Consider the following 17143-nt stretch of genomic DNA (forward strand, 5'->3'; position numbering starts at 1 on the left):
ATGTCCTTTACAGCCGGGGCGCGCTGGCCAGCAGCGTCTGGGTATAACTGTGTTGAGGAGAGGCAAACAGCACCTCGTTCGGAGCGCATTCTACCAAATCTCCGCGATACATCACCGCCACCCGATCGGCGATGGATTCCACCACCGCCAGATCGTGGCTGATAAACAGATAGGAGAGGCCAAACTGCGTTTTCAGCTGGTCCAGCAGCAGCAACACCTGCGCCTGCACCGAGACGTCCAGCGCGCTGACCGGCTCGTCGAGCACCAGAATCCGTGCTTCCGCCGCCAGCGCGCGGGCGATGGCCAGACGCTGTGCCTGGCCGCCCGAAAATTCATGCGGATAACCGAGCAGGGCATCGGCGGGCATCTGTACCGCCTCCATCAGTTCCAGCATGCGGGTTTTGCGCCGTGCGGCAGAATATCCGCAGAGGTGACTGAGCGGGATCGTCAGGATATCGGCAATGGTTTTGCGCGGGTTTAGCGACGCCACCGGATCCTGAAACACATACTGAATGGTGCGGCCCGACGCTTTCGCCTGCTGCGGGCGCGGCTGGCCCATTAACGTGATGCTGCCGGAGGTCGGCGTTTCAAGGCCGACCAGCATTCTGGCCAGGGTACTTTTGCCCGAACCGCTTTCACCCACGACAGCCAGCGTCTCCCCGGCGGCAAGGTGCAGCGACACCCCTTTGACGGCATGCACCTGGTGGTCAGCGGCCGCGAACCAGCGGCCTTTACGGCCAAAGGTTTTCACCAGATTTTTCACTTCAATCACGTTGCTCATCATCCCTCCTTCACGGTGGCGGGATACAATCCGGCGACCTGCTGCAAAAATTGACGTCCCTGGCCCAGTTTCGGCACGCTGGCAATCAGCCGGCGGGTGTAATCGTGCTGCGGATGATCCAGCACCTGCCGGGTGTCGCCGGTTTCGACGACTTCACCAAAACGCATCACCGCGACCCGGTCGCAAATCTGCGCAATAACGCCAAAGTCGTGGGTGATAAATAGCAGCGTCAGGCCCCGTTCACGGCGTAAACGCTGCAGCAACTCCAGAATGCGGGCCTGCACGGTGACGTCCAGCGCGGTGGTGGGCTCATCGGCGATAATAATGTCCGGATCGTTAGCCAGCGCCATCGCAATCCCCACCCGCTGACGCTGTCCGCCGGAAAGCTGATGCGGATAGGCATGAAAACGCGGCGCCGCGTCCTGGATGCCGACGCTGGTCAGCAACTCCAGCGCTTTGGGCTTCGCAGCGGCGGAGGTTAACGGCTGGTGGGCCTGGATCGCTTCAATCAGCTGGCTGCCAATGCTCATCTGTGGATGCAGCGTGGTCAGCGGATCCTGGAATATATAGGCCACCCGCGCGCCACGACGATGCTGCAACGTTTTTTGCGGCAGTGACAGCATCTCTTCGCCCGCGACATAAATTGCGCCGCCGGTAATTTCGCCCGGCGGCGAAGCCACCAGCCCCATCACCGACAGCGCGGTCACGCTTTTGCCGGAGCCACTTTCGCCAATCAGGCCAAGGCATTCGCCGCGCTTAACGTGAAAGCTGATGCCGCGAACGGCTGGCTGAAGCTGGCTGCCGGAACGGAAGCTCACCGCCAGGTCGACCACCTCCAGTAACGCCGCTTCGCCCTGGGTGGCGGCCGGGATGGCCGGGCGGGTGACGCGGGTTACCGCTCTGGCTCTGAGCAAGACGCCGGATTTCAGACGCGGATCCAGCACATCGCGGATGCCATCGCCCAGCAGGTTAAAGCTCATCACCAGCAGAAAAATCATCACCCCTGGCACCACCGAAACGTGCGGGGCGCTGAACATCTGCGCGCGGCCCTGGCCGAGCATCGAGCCTAAATCCGCCGCTGGCGGTTGCGTGCCCAGCCCAAGGAACGACAGGCCGGCGGTTTCAAGGATCATCCAGCCGACGGTGGTGGACAGGGTAATGACAATCACCGGTAACACGTTGGGCAGCACCTCGGTGAACAGGATCTGCGTATGGTTTTTGCCGGACAGCCGCGCCGCCTGCACAAAATCACGCTGGCGCAGGCCGACGGTCAGGCCGCGGATATTACGGGCAAAGAACGGAATGTTGACCACGGCGATAGCGTACAGCGCGTTAAGCAGGCCAGGGCCGAGTACCGCCACAATCACCAGCGCTAACAGGATGTAGGGAAACGCCATCAGCATATCGATAAAGCGCATCAGCAGGCTGTCGACTTTCCCGCCGGCGTAACCGGCAATCAGCCCAATCAGCGTGCCGAAAAAGGCCGCCAGCAGGGTGGCGCTGATGCCGACCGCCAGCGAAACCCGGGTGCCCCACACCAGCCTGGACAGCACATCCCGGCCCAGCGGATCGGTGCCTAACAGGTGGCCGGGTGACAACGGCGGCAACAGGCGCTTCAGTAAATCGGTAGCATCGGGATCCGCCAGCGGCAGCAGCGGGGCACCGAGTGCGGCCAGCGCCGAGAGGGTGAGAATAATCAGCCCGAGGGTTGCCAGCCGGTTAGCCAGCAGCAGCGACCAGGCTGAACGGCGCTGACGCGTCGGTGAGAGTGTCTCGCTCATGATTTTAACCTCGGGTCGAGAAGCGCCTGCAGGATATCGGCACACAGGTTGATCAACACATAGGCGCAGGCCGCGACCAGCACGCCGCCCTGCACCAGCAGCAGATCGCGGGTGGAAACGGCATTGACCAGCATCGCGCCAAGGCCCGGCCACTGGAAGACGGTTTCGATATACACCGCGCCGCCCAGCACAAAACCGGCCTGAATGCCGATAACCGGGATCACCGACACCAGCGCCATACGGAAAGCGTGGCCATAGATCACCTTGCGCTCGGACAATCCTTTGGCGCGCGCGGTACGGATAAAGTCCTGACGCAGTACTTCCAGCATCGCGGTGCGGGTCAGGCGGGCAATCACGCCGGTGGCGACAATCGCCAGCGTCACGGCGGGCATTGCCAGATGCTGCAACAGATCCAGCCAGCCGCCACCGCCCCAAATGGCAACCATACCCGAGGCCGGGAACCATTGCAGCTGGACCGCAAACAGCATAATCATCACCAGGCCAATCCAGAATGACGGCAGCGAAATGCCGATCAGCACCAGCAGGGTAATCAGCCGGTCACCCCAGCCGAACTGCCTTACCGCTGAGACAATCCCCGCCAGCAAGCCTAACACCGTGCTGATTAACAGCGCGCTTCCGCCGAGGATCAGCGTATTGCCGAGGCGCTGCATCACTTCATCAATCACCGGGCGATTCAGCACATAGGATCGGCCAAAGTCACCGTGCAGCATATTGCCGACCCAAATCAGATACTGCTGCCACAGCGGCTTGTTCAGCCCCAGCTCCTGATTGATGCGCGCGACGTTTTCCGGGGTAGCCCAGGCGCCCAGTAACGCCTGTGCCGGGTTGCCGGGGATCATCGCCATAATCACAAACACAATCAGCGACAGGCCGATAAACACCGGCACGGTTGATAACAGCCTTTTTAACAGGTAGCTCCACATAACCACGCTCCGCTCTGAAATCAGTGTTTGGTCACCCGGTTGAGTAACAGGTTAAAGTTGGGTTGCAGGGCAAAGTGCGCGATGCGCGTGGAGGTCACGGCGTTCTGCTTCCAGTTGGCGACGAAAATCCACGGCGCATCGTCATGCACAATTTGCTGAACCTGCCGGTAGAGGCTGGCTCTGGCCGCCGTGTCGGTGGTCAGTCGCGCCTTTTGCAGCAGCCGATCGACCTGAGGATTGCTGTAATAGCCGGAGTTAAATCCGCCTTTCTTCGGCCAGGCATCGGTGCGCAAGGTCAGGAACGGCAAGGTGTCGGGATCGTTAGTCATCCACGCCATTTCGGCCATCTGGGTGTGGTTATCCAGCCCTGCATTGACCTTCGCCAGATAGGTATTCCACTCATAGCTCTGAATATTGACCTTCAGCCCGACGGCTTTTAAATCGGCCTGAATGGCGGTGGCCATCGGCAGTGGATCCAGCATCCCCGACCCGCCTTCGGTGACATAAAAGGTCAGGGTGGCGCCTTCGGCTCCGGCGTCCTTCACCAGCTGACGTGCTTTCTGCGGATCGTACGGCCAGGGTTGGACCGCCTTGTTGGCTGCCCACCCGAATGCGGAAGGTATCGGGCCATCCGCCACGCTGGCAGAGCCTTGCAGGATGTTATCGACCAGCGACTGTTTATTGATGGCGTAGTTGACTGCCTGACGCACGCGGCGATCGTTAAACGGCGGAACCTGGGTATTCAGCATCACGTACCAGACGTGCGGGCCGGTGGTTTCATACAGACGGAAGCGATTGCTTTTCTCCTTAAACAATTTCACCGTGTCGGGCGGCACTTCCACCATCGCATCAATGCCGCCGGAGAGCATTTCCGCCACCCGCGTATTACCGTCGGTGATTGGGCGGAACACCACGTTGTTTACCGCCGGCTTGCCATCCCAGTAACCGGGATTCGCTTTAATCACCACGCGCTGGTTCGGCTGCCATTCGCTAAAGGTGAACGCGCCGGTGCCGACCGGATGGCGTCCAAACGCTTTGCCGTACTTTTTTACCGCAGTAGGCGAGACGATCAGCCCGGTCGGTGTTGCCAGGTTCGACAGCAGTGGCGCGAAAGGCTCGCTGAGGTGAAACACCAGCGTCTGCTGATCGGGCGTTTCTATCGATTTTATCGAGGAGAAAAAGAACGACAGCGGGAAGGGGCCGGTGTTGTGCCACGGATTTTTATCCTCCAACATGCGCTGGAAGGTGAATTTGGCGGCTTCGGCGTTGAACGGCGTGCCGTCCTGAAAATGGACGTTTTGCCGTAAATTGAAGCGATAGGTCCGGCCGTCCGGGGCGATCTCCCAACTGGTGGCCAGCGCTGGTTCGATATCCAGCTTGCCTTCGCCATTGCGCACCAGCCCGTCATAGATATTGACCAGAATGCGGGAGTCATTCGCCGCCGTCGCCACCTGCGGATCCAGCGACTGCGGTTCTGCAACCTGGCCGATTAACAGCGCATCGGCAGGGGTTTTCGCCTGCAACGCGGGCAGCCACAGCAGGGTCAGAAGCGCTAAAGCGGGCAGCCATTTTCTGCTTAACAAATTTCCGGTTATCGCACTCAGCATCACGGCCTCTTCAGCAACAGGTGAAAGAATAAGCGTTGTTGTGTTTTTTATTTATGCGTATAAATAAGCAATATTGCAATAATTTATACATATAAATTAGATCTGACCGCGAGGAATCGGGATGACTTTTTCAATCGTCGCACGCGATCCACAGACCGGCGCGCTGGGCGTGGCAACCGCTACCGCCGGGCCCGCCGTCGGGGCGTTGGTGATCCATGGCCGCGCGCAAACCGGCGCCATCGCCACCCAGGCGATGACCAATCCGCTGTATGGGATGCGCGGTTTGGCATTGCTTAAAGCAGGCGAGGGTGCTGCGCAGGTGATGCGTACCTTGCTGGATGACGATCCCGAGGCCGCGCGCAGGCAGTTGATGATCGTCGATTGTCTTGGCGGCATCGCGCACTGGACGGGCGGCGAGTGTGGCGAATTTGCCGGCAGCCTTGAATCGACGGCCTGCACGGTCGGAGGAAATTTACTGACCGGGCCCGACACGCTGCAGGAGATGATGGGCGTTTATCAGCAGCAGTCAGCGCTGCCCTTTGCCGATCGGTTGCTGGCGGCGATGTGCGCCGGAGCCGCGGCGGGTGGCGATCGCCGTGGACTGAAATCGGCTGCGCTCCAGGTCTGGCATGACCGTGAATACGCCACCACCGATATTCGTGCAGACTGGAACGATGCACCGCTGGCGGCGCTGGCAGAAATCCTGCAGCAAATCGGCCAGCCGAGCCATGCGGACTTCTTTGCCGCGCTGCCCAAGGGGCAGCCTTAATCAACGCGTGCAGAACCAGGGCGCTGAAAAAATAGCCAGTAATGCACTTGCATTGCACAATGCAGATGCATTACGCTCCATACAGGCTTGAAGACGCCAGGCGGTTTGATAATCCGCGTCCCGATAGTGGGTAGGCGTCGAGGAGAAAAATATAATGAATGTAAAGATGGCAGACGTGTCTCTGCGCGCGGAGTCCCGACTCACTGAGCGTAGCCAGACCACCATTCCCGCAGCGATTCGCGATGCGCTGCAACTGAAGCCGGGAGAATTCATTGAATACGCTCTGCTGCCCGGTGGTAAAGTCGTTATGTCACGGCGGGAAGAAGAAGCGGAAGATCCGGTGGTCACGCAGTTTCTGGCTTTCCTTGAAAACGACATGATGACCAACCCGCATCATATCCATGCAGTGCCACGTGAATGTTGGGTGGGGATCCAGCAACTGACTGCTGGCGTTGAGGTCGATTTAAACGGGCTGCTGACTGACGATGAGTAGCAGGCAACATGGAGCAGGAGGCGACATGGAGTATTTGGAGATTAATGGATGGAAATTCTATTTTCATTCCTGTTTTCTGATGCAGCTGGCTGAACTTCAAAATAAAGTTCTGGCGCTGAAACAAAAGGATCCTCAGGGTTCTCACAAAAAGAAAGAAACCAAGCTGCTGGCGGCGATTGAACAAATCATCACTCGCGTGATCCCGGCCAATCCGCTGGACACCCACTTTCGGCAGGGCAATATCTTAGGCCAGGATTACCGGCACTGGTACCGCGTTAAATTCCTGCAGCAGTTTCGGTTATTCTTCCGCTTCAGCGTGCCCCACAGAACCATCATTATTGGCTGGGTAAATGACTTCGGCACGCTTCGCGCTTATGGTTCGAAAACAGATGCCTATACGGTATTTGAACGGATGCTGACGTCTGGGGAACCCCCTGATGACTGGGATGCGCTGCTGAAGCATTGCCAAACCGACGCCAGGGTTATAAACAGCGATATTTCTCGGAAATATTAAGGCGGTTTATACGCTTCGCTTTATGTTTTGATCGTTCAAAAATTTTCTCTGCAAGCCAAGGGTAGCCAGAATCAGTCTGAAAAAGTCGGCTCGGAGCGAGTTTTTATCTAAAGAGCTGTAAGTGGCGGCTTGGTGGCAAGAGCGGACGTTGCTGCGATTCAGTTGCGCTAACTTTTAGCATCAATATGTCGCAGGTATTTAACGGCCGAGAATATAAGATTGCAGAGTCAGCCCTGCTGAAAGGATGTGTTTGACGGTATATTCGCGCGCACCGGCTGGGTCGTTCTGCTGACAGGCGCTTAAAATATGATCATGATCTACCTGAAATTTAGCGGTGTCCCTGACTAAGCGAAGCTGAAAAATCTCATATCTTTCAATTTGTTGCTGCAACTCATTTATCATCTTCAGCAGACGCTGATTTTTACACTTTCGGTACAGCAGTTCATGAAACTCCCGATTATATAAACTTTGCTGAACGGGGTCCGACGCGCTCCCCAGAAGTTTATGGACAAGCTCTGCACGTTTAATCGTTTCAGAATCGATGTACTGCATACTTTGAAAAATAGCCTCTCCTTCCATCAAAGCCCGGAGCTTGTAAATTTCATCCACATCGGTGACAGAAAGTGTTTTTACTACCGCTCCACGGTTTCTGTAAACCTCAACTAAACCTTCCCGCTGAAGTTGCTGTATAGCCTCCCTCAGGGGAATACGGCTGACAGAAAACTGGCTGGCAAGGTCCCTTTCAATTAGGCGATCTCCATCCTGCAATGAACCGCTGTTAATTAAACGTTTTAGCTCCAGGGCAAGCATGTCAGCGGTTGATTGAAAAACTATGCTCATAGAATCTGCTTTGGATAAAATAAATGGTATACCATTATTCCATAAACTCAGCTTTTATGACAACCTTGTTGGTAGATGCCCATATCGTTCATTACGAATCAAGAAAAGTGGCCGATGCTTCGCAACTTTTAATCTATAGCTTCATCATTCAGAGAGGTTCGGCAAATCAATGGAACATGTTTATACGTCACATATCTCGTGGACAGGCAATTTGGGCACAGGCACATCGGGCTATAAGTCATATGCGCGAACATGGGATATCGCCATAACCGGAAAGGAAACCATACATTGCTCAAACGACCCACTGCTGGGCGGCGACCCTGGTAAAATGAACCCTGAAGATCTCCTGATATCCTCTCTTTCTGCCTGCCACATGCTGTGGTATCTGCATCTCGCCTCCGATGCTGGCATTACTGTAATGGGTTATGAAGATTCACCGGTAGCTACAGGTGAGGTTTTAAAGGGGGGGGCAGGTCGCTTTATTTCAGCCATACTCAGGCCAAAAATTACGGTTCAGGCGGGTATAAATCTCGATGTTGCAACGGCTATTCACCATGAAATTCATAAAGTCTGTTTTATTGCAAGATCAGTTAATTTTCCTGTTTTTTATGAACCTGAATTTATCATCAGTCATTTACCTTCCAGTTGATTAGGATGCCTTCGTTATGCTTTTGCCTGCTCTGTAAGAGGTAATCAGCAACAGTGAGAGGCGTCTGGCTGAATCAACGTGATTAGCGAGGCAAAGACTAAGGGTTTTTGTGCCAACATGATGTCTGCTCCTCGCTCATTGCGGACAATGCTCAACTCAGCTGTCCGCTTAGTGCCAGGCAGATGTCGAAACCGAAATTCATAGTTTCATGTGGAAACAGATGACGGCTGATGTTCATTTTGCCTAAAGTAATTGATGATTTTAAAGACAAATGAGGGGGTAAACGTGAGCAGATTTGAGGGGAAACGCATACTGATTACTGGCGGTACCAGCGGTATGGGGTTGGCAGGTGCTCAACGCATTGTCAGGGAAGGTGGTCATGTCGCCATTACAGGGCTCAATGAAGAAAGGCTGGAGCGTGCCCGCAGCCTGCTGCCTGACACATCGCTTATTCTGAAAAGCGATGCGGCAAGCGAAGCAGACATAAGTGCGTTGCAGACAGCGATAAGCCGCTGGGGCTCGCTGGATGGGTTATGGCTTAATGCTGGCTTCGCAGAGGTAGGCTCTGTGGAATCTGTCACGGCAGATGCGTTTAACCGCATGATGAACGCGAATGTCCGTGGCCCGATGCTACAGCTGGCAGCATTGTCCGATTCACTCAACCCCAACGCTTCGGTTCTTGTCACCTCGTCTTCATCTGTTTATGAAGGTGCGGCAATGACCAGCCTCTACGCAGCAACGAAAGGCGCCGTTGTGGCGATGGTTAAAAGCTGGGCATCTGCATTGGCTGAACGCGGCATTCGCGCCAATACACTGGTACCGGGTCCGATTGAGACCATTTTCAGACATTTTATGCCTGAAGAGTCTCGTCAGCAGTTCGAGGATTTTGTGGTGAGTCAGGTTCCTTTGGGCCGAGTCGGAACAGCCGAAGAAGCCGCTGCGGTTGCACTCTTCCTCCTTTCCGACGATGCATCCTACGTGACCGGCAGCCAGTATGCTGTTGACGGCGGACTGGTTCATTACTGATTAACAATCAGAATTCTGAAAAGTTATTGGCCTAAGATCATCAGCGTTTTTAATGAAAGGTCCGCTTTTGATTAAAGCGGCCATTAAACGGAGTTTGCCACTACAGAATGACTATCTGCATTGAGCAATCGGTATATCCTTTTTTCAACGTGATTGTTTCTATTTGTTATATGTCGACAGGCAATTTATATGGCATAAAAGTGTTTAGTGAACATCACAAGGAATGAGCTTATGCCGCTTTATGATCTTAAAACTGAAGCAGATGCATTACCGAAAGCCTGGCGCTCTCAAATCTTAGGCCGTATTGGGGAAGCGAATCTCAAAGTGGTCCGTATGGATGAGCGTTCAGTAACAGAGGAGGTATATGAGTATGACGAGGGATTACTCGTCATCGATGGTCGTCTGAAACTGAGCGTGAAGGATGAAAAAATCACCGTTACGTCAGGTCAGCTTTATATAGCCAACGCTGGCGTTCCTCATACGGTGGAAACGGGCAGTTCTGGCACGCTGGTGATTATAGATTTACCCGAAGAGTAGGTTGTCTTTGGCCTGATTGGCACAGTGTCTTCATTATTGGCAGGGGAGGCTGGTGATAGCCAATAATGTATCAAAGCAATGTATCAATCCCGTGGGCCTTAATCCCATACTCAAAGCCCGCCTAACAATGATCAATAAGATGATCCAGTAATGCACGAACGGCCGGGTTAGACCGTCGGCTTTCATGCCAGAGTGCCGTAATATTATGTCGCTCAACAGCGAAACCGGTCAGGATCGGAACCAGTCTTTTATTCTTTACCCATGAATCAGCCATAAAACTCGTCGCCATTCCTATTCCGCCTCCTGCAGCAACTAAGGCCAGTACGGCTTCGCTGGCATCAACAACAACATCTGACGATGGCAAAATCTCTGTCTCCCGTTCCCCAACCTGAAAAGGCCAGCGAAAAAGCTGCCCTGTTTGTTGAAAACGCAGGTTTACCGTTTTATGGCTCATGAGGTCGTTTGGATTTTCAGGGGCAGAGCAACTGGCAAGATATTCAGGCGAGGCGTAACACCCCAGCCGGTAAGGCGAGAGACGGCGCGACAGAAGATTTGAATCGTCAAGATCGCCAAGCCGGACGGCAATATCAATGCTCTCATCCACGATACTGATTACGCGGTCGCTCAACCGCAGGTCAATTTTTACTTTTGGATAAAGCGCGCAGAATTGCGGAAGTGCAGGAGCAATCATATGCAGACCGATCGGATACGATGCCGCAATACGCAGTGTCCCTGCGGGCTCCGCGCGAGAGCGTTTTGCTATCTGCTCAATTTCGTCAGCATCCTGTAGCAATCGTAACGCCCGCTCGTGAAGCTCACGGCCTTCTGCAGTTAAAACCAGCGAACGTGTCGTTCGGGTAAACAGGGTAATGCCGAGATGCATCTCCAGCCGCTGGATGCTCTTACTGATTGCTGAAGGTGAAACTGACAGGGAACGGGCAGCAGCAGTGTAGCTGCCGAGAGCGCCAGCACGAGCGAATGCAATTAAACCTGTGAGTCTTTCAAAACCTATTTGTTCCTTCATGGCACAATTAAAGCGAAATTCAACCTGATTATCAATGTCAGATTTCAGGCTTATCATCTGTCATCTGATTAACTTTAAGTGAGATTGTGATGACTGACATGATGAAAGCGGTACAGCTTTATGCGTTTGGTGGGCCTGAGAACCTGCAGTATGGCGAGACAACCCGTCCTGTGATGGAAAGCAATGAAGTACTCGTTAAAGTACATGCGGTCGGCCTTAATCCACCGGACTGGTATTTGCGCGACGGTTACCGGGCGCTCCCGCCTGAATGGTGGCCTGACTCGACATTTCCGCTCATTCTGGGAACAGACATATCAGGCGTAGTTGCAGCCGTCGGTGAGGATGTGTCGGAATTCACCATCGGCAATGAGGTTTATTCTATGGTGCGTTTTCCTCAGGGGGTAATGCAGGGCAGCGGCACCTATGCTGACTACGTGAGCGTACCTTCCTCAGAGCTGGCAATGAAACCCCAACGTATCGGTCATGTTCAGGCTGCAGGTGCGCCGATGTCGTTACTTACTGCCTGGCAGTTCCTTGTCGAGCTGGGGCACGATGCCCCCAATCCTTTTCAGTCCTTCAGGCATACACCTGTCCCATTAGAAGGCCGGACGGTGCTGGTAAACGGTGCCGGTGGAGGCGTTGGGCATTTTGCGGTACAGATAGCCAAGTGGAAAGGTGCGCGAGTAATCGCCGTAGCTTCATCCCGAAATGAGGCGCTAATGCGTGAGCTGGGGGCTGATGAGTTTATTGACTACACCAAAATTGCAGCCGAAACCGCGGTAAAAAATGTCGATCTTGTGATTGATGCCGTTGGCGGTGCAAACATGGAGCGCTTCCTGACGTGTATCAAACCGGGAGGCGCGTTATTTCTCGTCAACCCTCTGGGGTTTGCCGGACAGGAGGAGGCGCTCAGAAAGAACATTACGGTTTCAATCACGCAGGTACGCTCAAATGGTGCGCAACTGGCTGCTGCCGGCAGCCTTCTGGACGAGGGATCTATCCGGGTTGTTATTGACAGCACTTACCCATTAGCCATGGCGTCCGCTGCTCATCAGCGTGCTGCACTGGGGAGCATTCAGGGCAAGATCGTGCTCACTAACTTTTGATGATCGCTTTCCGTTACTGCATTGGCTGCTTAATGCCAGAAGCGGACCTCAGATCCAATTTATTCAATCAGCGCAATGCCTTTGAGAAACAGACAGCGTCTGTCCTACCGATATATGGGCCGTAATTCTCAATACGGAAATAACCATTTTTCTCGTAGAAATTGACGGCCCGATAGTTGATGCGTCGCGTTTCCAGCCTGAGCTCGATATATCCCCTCTCTTTTGCAGATTTTTCCAGAAAAGTGAGTAAGGCACCGCCAACCCCAGACACACTTCGGTCTGAAAACATTCTTTTAAGCTCGGCTATATTTGGCGTTAATGGCCGTATCGCACCGCATCCTATAGCTTTGCCTTGAGAATTCTTTGCTAATGCCCATAACGCTTTGTTATCACTCATTGCTTCAGCGGTGAAATGACTTTTACCGTTGTCACCAGTAATCGCGGCAAGTTCTGCTGAAAGCATTTCGATGAGGCGAAGGGAATCCGAAGAAAATGGATCTGATTTCTCTACTTTTATCATGGTTATACCCTGCAGGATGAGTGTGACCAACCTAACGCATCTTACTTTAACCTTCTTTTTGAGAAAACTGTTGATCATGGAGAACGATCATTCTACCATTCAATTCATGAACAGAAAGCCAACAGATACCCGAGAAAAAATCCTCACCACCGCCGAGCAATTGATTTATCGGAACGGTATCCATGCAACGGGCATGGACCTTCTGGTTAAGACCTCGGGGGTAGCCAGGAAAAGTATTTATCGCTACTTCGCGACCAAGGATGATGTGGCCGCCGCCGCGTTGAAAGAACGTGATGAACGCTGGATGTGCTGGTTCCGAACGGAATCTGATAAAGCTGATACGCCTCAGGCGCGCATTTTGAATATGTTCACCGTGCTCAGAAGCTGGTTTGAGTCAGAAGGCTTTCGAGGCTGTGCATTTATCAATACCGCGGGAGAAGTGGGTGATCATACCGATCCCGTTCGCCAGATAGCGAAGCTGCATAAACTAAAATTACTGGATTACACGCGTGAACTCACCGGGCAATTAAACATTGAGCAACCTGCAGTTCTGGCCAGGCAGTTATTTATTCTGATTGAGGGCGCGATCACCATGTCATATGTGATGGGCGATAGCAGTGCGGCCGACAGTGCTGGCGAGGTAGCGAAACACTTGCTGGAGTCTGTCTCTCCTTAATGCCTGAGTGACATAAAATTGTTTCTACTGAGATATCCTAATTTACGGGAGGCTATACCATGTCTGATACACAAACTCGTCCGCCACTTCCGCCATTCACTCGCGAATCGGCGACGAAGAAAGTTCGGCTTGCTGAGGATGGTTGGAACAGCCGCGATGCGGAAAAAGTCTCGCTGGCGTACTCACTGGATACCCAATGGCGCAACCGAACCGAGTTTGCAAATAATCGTGAAGAAGCAAAGGCATTCCTCACCCGTAAGTGGAATAAAGAGCTTGAGTACCGTCTCATTAAAGAGTTGTGGGCGTTTGACGGCAACAGAATCGCTGTCCGCTTCGCTTATGAATGGCGTGATGATTCTGGTAACTGGTTCCGCTCTTACGGGAATGAAAACTGGGAATTTGAAGCAGATGGCCTGATGCAACGACGTTTTGCCTGTATCAATGACATGCCTATCAAGGAAAGTGAGCGCAAGTTTCACTGGCCTCTGGGCCGTCGCCCGGATGACCATCCGGGTCTGTCGGAACTGGGTTTATAGTTTGTCGGGCTTTGTTCAAAGCTGACTTTGCCCCATTAGCCTGTAATTATGCCAATGCCCAACGAATTCGATTAGTCTGCAGAACCTGTATCGTGCTGAAAATGAGAACACCCTCGCGATGTGGGCGGAAATGCAGGCATCAGGGGAATTAAAAAAGGATTGTTTGCTGCTATGCCCGTAAATTTTGATCTCAACGATCTTTATGCCTTCCGAGCGCTGGTTGAATACAGTAATTTTCGGCTTGCCGCAGAGTCCATCTGTCTTTCACAGTCAGCATTGAGCCGCAGGATAGAAAAGCTGGAAACTGCGCTGGGAATCAAGTTGTTCAACAGAACCACCCGGCGTGTGACGTTGACACTTTATGGACAGACCTTTGCTGAACGTTCAGATCAGCTACTGGCCAATGTTGAGGGAGTATTAGCCGACATCAATAAGGTGAGTCAGGATCGGGTAGGGCTGGTCACTATCGCCACGGTGCCATCGGCAGCCTACTATTTTATGCCGGATGTTATCCGCCGTTTCCAGGCTCGCTATCCACGGGTACGCGTTAAGATTATCGATAGCAGTGCAGGTAATGTTATTGAAGCGGTTGCCAGTGGTCAGGCTGACTTCGGCATCTGTTTTGCAAAAGATCTGCAACCTGATATCGAATTTATACCGCTAACAGGCGATGTCTACGTCGCTGCCTGCAGGCGTGATCATCCGATAGCCAGTAAAAAAAACCTGACCTGGCGAGAGTTTTATCAACAGGATTACATTGAGCTTGATAAGACGTCCGGTAACCGCAACCTGCTCGATAAGATGCTGGGGCACATCGTTCCTGAGCGCCCCAGTATCTGCGAAACCCGACATGTGACCACCATGCTGGGTATGGTTGAAGCGGGTGTCGGTATTGCTGCCGTACCCGCTATGTCGATGCCGACCTCAGAGCATCATCTGCTGACTCACCTTCCCCTGACAGAGCCGGTGGTGAAGCGCACGGTTGGCCTCATCAGACGCAGTGGACGTATGCAGTCCTACGTTGCAGCGGAGTTGGAGAAGCTCATCACTGAACAGTATCATGCTGTTTAACCGGTAATTCAGCCGTCACGGATCTCATTCCGGTAGCGCGAATAGTTTTTTGCACCTCAGTCGAAGACAGGAACTTCAGTAACGCTTTGCCTTCCTGTCCGTGATGAGATTTGGCGATCACCGCACCGGCAAAACGGGTAACGTACTGCACATCTTCAGGGAGTTCACCAATAAAGGTCACTCCCGGCACAGGAAGCAGTTCACTGACTTGCTGGAAGCCGACCGCATAGTTCCCTTTAGCGATTTCGGATGCCACCGGAATGCGCTGTACCATATGCGCTTTCGTTTTCACCTTGTCTTCTATATCCAATTTTTTGAACAGCTGGCTGCTGATATAGCGGCCGCTGGCACTGTCAGAATATGCAATAGATTTAGCCTGCAAGAGGGTATTGCGCAGATCGGCATCCGTTTTAATACTCGGTTCATGGGCACCTTGTTTGACGACCATACCAATTGATGAGTCGGCTAATTCCACGCGCGAGCCCGGCAGAAGCCAGTTATCCTTTTCCAGATTGCTCAGCGCATCACCCACCATAATCACCACATCAGCATTTTCTCCACGGGCCAGACGCGCTGGGATCGCCTGAGGCGTCTTACCCATAGAGGGGCCGGATATCAAAATAATATTGTCACCGGTTTCCGCTTTAAATTGCGGGGCCAGTTTTTCCAGTGCGGCTTTAAACCCGCCTGAAATCATGACGGTGACGTCCCTGGCAGCCACCCCCGTGCTGACAGAAGAAAGAAACAGCGAGGCGAGGAGTGAAAGATGAATTTTTTGCATGACGTGATCCCTGGTTTAACCTGCAGTTTGAAGTGATAGCGCGCTGCGACGGTATAGATATAAGGTCGCCAGTAATGCGCATACGGCAGCAAAGCTCATCCAGTAACCTGGTGAGGCCTTATCGCCGGTGTACTCAATCAGTGCGGTTGAAATAACCGGCGTGAACCCGCCAAACACCGCGGTTGCCAGACTGTAGGCCAGAGAAAATCCGGCAACCCGCACTTCCGTTGGCATGATTTCTGTTAATGCCGGTATCATGGCACCGTTGTAGAGACCGTACAGGAAGGACAGCCACAACAGCACCGTGAGCATCATGGAAAAGCTGGGCGCTTCAGCCAGCAGGTGAAGTGCCGGATAGGCCGTCACCAGGGCCAGCAGCGCCATGGTCACCAGCACCGGCTTACGCCCATAGCGGTCTGACAGGGCACCGCCTACCGGTAGCCAGATGAAGTTAGATATCGCCACCAGCAACGTCACCAGCAGGCTGTCAGAGGCGCTGAGCATCAGTACTTTCTTACCGAAGGTGGGGGCATAAACCGTGATCAGATAAAACGCGGTGGTGGTCATGGCGACCATCAACATCCCAGCAATCACGACCTGCCAGTTTGCTAAAAGCGTTTTAAACACGTCACGCATCGCCAGGTGGTTACGGCGGGCGGTGAATTCTTCGGTCTCTTCCAGTTTACGGCGCAGAAAAAAGATGAAAGGTACGATCAGGCAGCCGAACAGGAAGGGCAGGCGCCATCCCCACTCGCGAAGGGTGCTTTCTTCCATGACAGCATTCAGTGCGAAGCCCATGGCCGCGGCGACCATTATGGCCACTTGTTGGCTGCCAGATTGCCAGCTGGTGTAAAAGCCTTTACGACCGGGCGTGGCAATTTCTGCCAGGTAAACGGATACGCCGCCCAACTCTGCTCCCGCTGAGAACCCTTGTAATAAGCGACCAAACAGCACCAACAACGGCGCCCAGAGGCCAATCATTTGATAGGACGGAATAAGAACAATCAGGAATGTTCCGGCGGCCATGATCGACAAAGTCACAATCAGCCCTTTACGCCTGCCGACCTTATCAATGTACGCGCCCAGCACGACTGCGCCGACAGGACGCATTAAAAAGCCCGCGCCAAAGACAGCGAAGGTCATCATTAGCGAGGCAAATTCACTGCTGGCCGGGAAAAATGTATGGGCGATGTAAGTGGCATAAAAACCGAACAGAAAAAAATCAAACTGCTCCAGAAAGTTGCCAGAAGTGACGCGCAGTATCGCGCCGCATCTTGTTCGAGTCGTCATGGGGGCGTTAGAGGTATGCATGTTTATCTCCAGTTTATAAGTGACACTTTTACAGCGCCTTGTGACTTCAGACTGGAGGAGGAAAACCAACTAAATAAGCGCAATAAACTCATGAACCGATGCGTTTAGTGCATTAATTATCGCTAACAATTTCATCCGCAAGCTGTAACGGGCTATTAACAGCGTTACTCAGCGTAA

Annotated in this window: 19 protein-coding genes; 10 read left to right on the forward strand and 9 right to left on the reverse strand. The window is 53.3% G+C overall.

The window, feature by feature from the left end:
- Window positions 1–7 precede the first annotated feature (7 nt).
- The 4 genes from AC1UKS_RS08000 to AC1UKS_RS08015 are packed head-to-tail and all read right to left on the reverse strand — an operon-like array spanning window position 8 to window position 5113.
- On the reverse strand, window positions 8–781 hold the full coding sequence (locus AC1UKS_RS08000; RefSeq protein ID WP_482436340.1) for an ATP-binding cassette domain-containing protein: 774 nt from the start codon (window positions 779–781) through the stop codon (window positions 8–10).
- Window positions 781–2562: a dipeptide/oligopeptide/nickel ABC transporter permease/ATP-binding protein gene (locus AC1UKS_RS08005; RefSeq protein WP_482436342.1), complete on the reverse strand. Its 1782-nt coding sequence runs from the start codon at window positions 2560–2562 to the stop codon at window positions 781–783. The genes AC1UKS_RS08000 and AC1UKS_RS08005 overlap by 1 nt, the downstream gene beginning before the upstream one ends.
- Window positions 2559–3506 carry an ABC transporter permease gene (locus AC1UKS_RS08010; protein ID WP_134824522.1) on the reverse strand — a complete coding sequence of 316 codons (948 nt, stop codon included), beginning with the start codon at window positions 3504–3506 and terminating at the stop codon, window positions 2559–2561. Before AC1UKS_RS08010 ends, AC1UKS_RS08005 begins: the two co-directional genes overlap by 4 nt.
- Window positions 3507–3526: 20 nt before the next feature.
- Window positions 3527–5113 carry an ABC transporter substrate-binding protein gene (locus tag AC1UKS_RS08015; RefSeq protein ID WP_482436343.1) on the reverse strand — a complete coding sequence of 529 codons (1587 nt, stop codon included), beginning with the start codon at window positions 5111–5113 and terminating at the stop codon, window positions 3527–3529.
- Window positions 5114–5234: 121 nt separating this feature from the next.
- On the opposite strand from AC1UKS_RS08015, the gene AC1UKS_RS08020 reads away from it, so the two are divergent.
- From AC1UKS_RS08020 to AC1UKS_RS08030, 3 genes are all read left to right on the forward strand, one after another.
- Window positions 5235–5882: a DUF1028 domain-containing protein gene (locus tag AC1UKS_RS08020; RefSeq protein ID WP_482436344.1), complete on the forward strand. Its 648-nt coding sequence runs from the start codon at window positions 5235–5237 to the stop codon at window positions 5880–5882.
- A 166-nt stretch (window positions 5883–6048) separates the two neighbouring features.
- Window positions 6049–6375 carry a type II toxin-antitoxin system PrlF family antitoxin gene (locus AC1UKS_RS08025; protein ID WP_482436345.1) on the forward strand — a complete coding sequence of 109 codons (327 nt, stop codon included), beginning with the start codon at window positions 6049–6051 and terminating at the stop codon, window positions 6373–6375.
- A gap of 25 nt (window positions 6376–6400) precedes the next feature.
- Window positions 6401–6889 (forward strand): type II toxin-antitoxin system YhaV family toxin, encoded by a 489-nt coding sequence (locus AC1UKS_RS08030; protein WP_482436347.1) that lies wholly within the window; start codon window positions 6401–6403, stop codon window positions 6887–6889.
- A 198-nt stretch (window positions 6890–7087) separates the two neighbouring features.
- Here AC1UKS_RS08030 and AC1UKS_RS08035 read toward each other — a convergent pair whose 3' ends face one another.
- Window positions 7088–7729, reverse strand: coding sequence for a GntR family transcriptional regulator (locus AC1UKS_RS08035; protein ID WP_482436348.1), 642 nt, complete (start codon window positions 7727–7729; stop codon window positions 7088–7090).
- 169 nt (window positions 7730–7898) lie between these two features.
- On the opposite strand from AC1UKS_RS08035, the gene AC1UKS_RS08040 reads away from it, so the two are divergent.
- From AC1UKS_RS08040 to AC1UKS_RS08050, 3 genes are all read left to right on the forward strand, one after another.
- Window positions 7899–8378, forward strand: coding sequence for an OsmC family protein (locus AC1UKS_RS08040; RefSeq protein ID WP_482436349.1), 480 nt, complete (start codon window positions 7899–7901; stop codon window positions 8376–8378).
- A 285-nt stretch (window positions 8379–8663) separates the two neighbouring features.
- Entirely contained in the window at window positions 8664–9404 is a 741-nt protein-coding gene (locus tag AC1UKS_RS08045; RefSeq protein ID WP_482436350.1) for an SDR family oxidoreductase, read from the forward strand.
- 231 nt (window positions 9405–9635) lie between these two features.
- Window positions 9636–9941: a cupin domain-containing protein gene (locus AC1UKS_RS08050; protein WP_482436351.1), complete on the forward strand. Its 306-nt coding sequence runs from the start codon at window positions 9636–9638 to the stop codon at window positions 9939–9941.
- Window positions 9942–10062: 121 nt separating this feature from the next.
- Here AC1UKS_RS08050 and AC1UKS_RS08055 read toward each other — a convergent pair whose 3' ends face one another.
- The gene (locus tag AC1UKS_RS08055; protein ID WP_482436899.1) at window positions 10063–10965 is read right to left on the reverse strand and encodes a LysR family transcriptional regulator; all 903 of its coding nucleotides are present in this window, start codon (window positions 10963–10965) and stop codon (window positions 10063–10065) included.
- Between the two features lie 89 nt (window positions 10966–11054).
- On the opposite strand from AC1UKS_RS08055, the gene AC1UKS_RS08060 reads away from it, so the two are divergent.
- Window positions 11055–12071: an NADP-dependent oxidoreductase gene (locus tag AC1UKS_RS08060; RefSeq protein ID WP_482436352.1), complete on the forward strand. Its 1017-nt coding sequence runs from the start codon at window positions 11055–11057 to the stop codon at window positions 12069–12071.
- Window positions 12072–12138: 67 nt separating this feature from the next.
- Here AC1UKS_RS08060 and AC1UKS_RS08065 read toward each other — a convergent pair whose 3' ends face one another.
- Entirely contained in the window at window positions 12139–12591 is a 453-nt protein-coding gene (locus AC1UKS_RS08065; RefSeq protein ID WP_482436353.1) for a GNAT family N-acetyltransferase, read from the reverse strand.
- A 106-nt stretch (window positions 12592–12697) separates the two neighbouring features.
- Between AC1UKS_RS08065 and AC1UKS_RS08070 the strand changes: the two genes are divergently transcribed.
- The 3 genes from AC1UKS_RS08070 to psrA all read left to right on the forward strand — a co-directional run bounded on the left by AC1UKS_RS08070 (window position 12698) and on the right by psrA (window position 14874).
- On the forward strand, window positions 12698–13267 hold the full coding sequence (locus AC1UKS_RS08070) for a TetR/AcrR family transcriptional regulator (RefSeq protein WP_482436900.1): 570 nt from the start codon (window positions 12698–12700) through the stop codon (window positions 13265–13267).
- 59 nt (window positions 13268–13326) lie between these two features.
- Complete coding sequence (locus tag AC1UKS_RS08075; protein ID WP_482436354.1) at window positions 13327–13803, forward strand: nuclear transport factor 2 family protein; 477 nt, start codon at window positions 13327–13329, stop codon at window positions 13801–13803.
- Between the two features lie 171 nt (window positions 13804–13974).
- Window positions 13975–14874 carry an L-proline-binding transcription factor PsrA gene (gene psrA / locus AC1UKS_RS08080; protein ID WP_482436355.1) on the forward strand — a complete coding sequence of 300 codons (900 nt, stop codon included), beginning with the start codon at window positions 13975–13977 and terminating at the stop codon, window positions 14872–14874.
- Here psrA and AC1UKS_RS08085 read toward each other — a convergent pair.
- Together AC1UKS_RS08085 and tcuC are read right to left on the reverse strand one after the other, a co-directional pair.
- A complete protein-coding gene (locus tag AC1UKS_RS08085) occupies window positions 14849–15655 on the reverse strand; it encodes a substrate-binding domain-containing protein (protein WP_482436356.1) in 807 nt (268 codons plus the stop codon). The genes psrA and AC1UKS_RS08085 overlap by 26 nt on opposite strands.
- 15 nt (window positions 15656–15670) lie before the next feature.
- Window positions 15671–16966 carry a tricarballylate/proton symporter TcuC gene (gene tcuC / locus AC1UKS_RS08090; RefSeq protein ID WP_482436901.1) on the reverse strand — a complete coding sequence of 432 codons (1296 nt, stop codon included), beginning with the start codon at window positions 16964–16966 and terminating at the stop codon, window positions 15671–15673.
- Between the last annotated feature and the right edge of the window lie 177 nt (window positions 16967–17143).

The sequence above is a fragment of the Erwinia sp. AK-PDG3-5 genome (assembly GCF_056821705.1).

Coding starts and splice junctions, on each gene's coding strand:
- AC1UKS_RS08085 (WP_482436356.1), bottom strand. CDS start 15,655: ATGCAAAAAATTCATCTTTCACTCCTCGCCTCGCTGTTTCTTTCTTCT.
- AC1UKS_RS08015 (WP_482436343.1), bottom strand. CDS start 5,113: ATGCTGAGTGCGATAACCGGAAATTTGTTAAGCAGAAAATGGCTGCCC.
- AC1UKS_RS08055 (WP_482436899.1), bottom strand. CDS start 10,965: ATGAAGGAACAAATAGGTTTTGAAAGACTCACAGGTTTAATTGCATTC.
- AC1UKS_RS08075 (WP_482436354.1), top strand. CDS start 13,327: ATGTCTGATACACAAACTCGTCCGCCACTTCCGCCATTCACTCGCGAA.
- AC1UKS_RS08040 (WP_482436349.1), top strand. CDS start 7,899: ATGGAACATGTTTATACGTCACATATCTCGTGGACAGGCAATTTGGGC.
- AC1UKS_RS08020 (WP_482436344.1), top strand. CDS start 5,235: ATGACTTTTTCAATCGTCGCACGCGATCCACAGACCGGCGCGCTGGGC.
- AC1UKS_RS08030 (WP_482436347.1), top strand. CDS start 6,401: ATGGAGTATTTGGAGATTAATGGATGGAAATTCTATTTTCATTCCTGT.
- AC1UKS_RS08070 (WP_482436900.1), top strand. CDS start 12,698: ATGAACAGAAAGCCAACAGATACCCGAGAAAAAATCCTCACCACCGCC.
- AC1UKS_RS08025 (WP_482436345.1), top strand. CDS start 6,049: ATGGCAGACGTGTCTCTGCGCGCGGAGTCCCGACTCACTGAGCGTAGC.
- AC1UKS_RS08010 (WP_134824522.1), bottom strand. CDS start 3,506: ATGTGGAGCTACCTGTTAAAAAGGCTGTTATCAACCGTGCCGGTGTTT.
- AC1UKS_RS08050 (WP_482436351.1), top strand. CDS start 9,636: ATGCCGCTTTATGATCTTAAAACTGAAGCAGATGCATTACCGAAAGCC.
- tcuC (WP_482436901.1), bottom strand. CDS start 16,966: ATGCATACCTCTAACGCCCCCATGACGACTCGAACAAGATGCGGCGCG.
- psrA (WP_482436355.1), top strand. CDS start 13,975: ATGCCCGTAAATTTTGATCTCAACGATCTTTATGCCTTCCGAGCGCTG.
- AC1UKS_RS08065 (WP_482436353.1), bottom strand. CDS start 12,591: ATGATAAAAGTAGAGAAATCAGATCCATTTTCTTCGGATTCCCTTCGC.
- AC1UKS_RS08000 (WP_482436340.1), bottom strand. CDS start 781: ATGAGCAACGTGATTGAAGTGAAAAATCTGGTGAAAACCTTTGGCCGT.
- AC1UKS_RS08060 (WP_482436352.1), top strand. CDS start 11,055: ATGACTGACATGATGAAAGCGGTACAGCTTTATGCGTTTGGTGGGCCT.
- AC1UKS_RS08005 (WP_482436342.1), bottom strand. CDS start 2,562: ATGAGCGAGACACTCTCACCGACGCGTCAGCGCCGTTCAGCCTGGTCG.
- AC1UKS_RS08035 (WP_482436348.1), bottom strand. CDS start 7,729: ATGAGCATAGTTTTTCAATCAACCGCTGACATGCTTGCCCTGGAGCTA.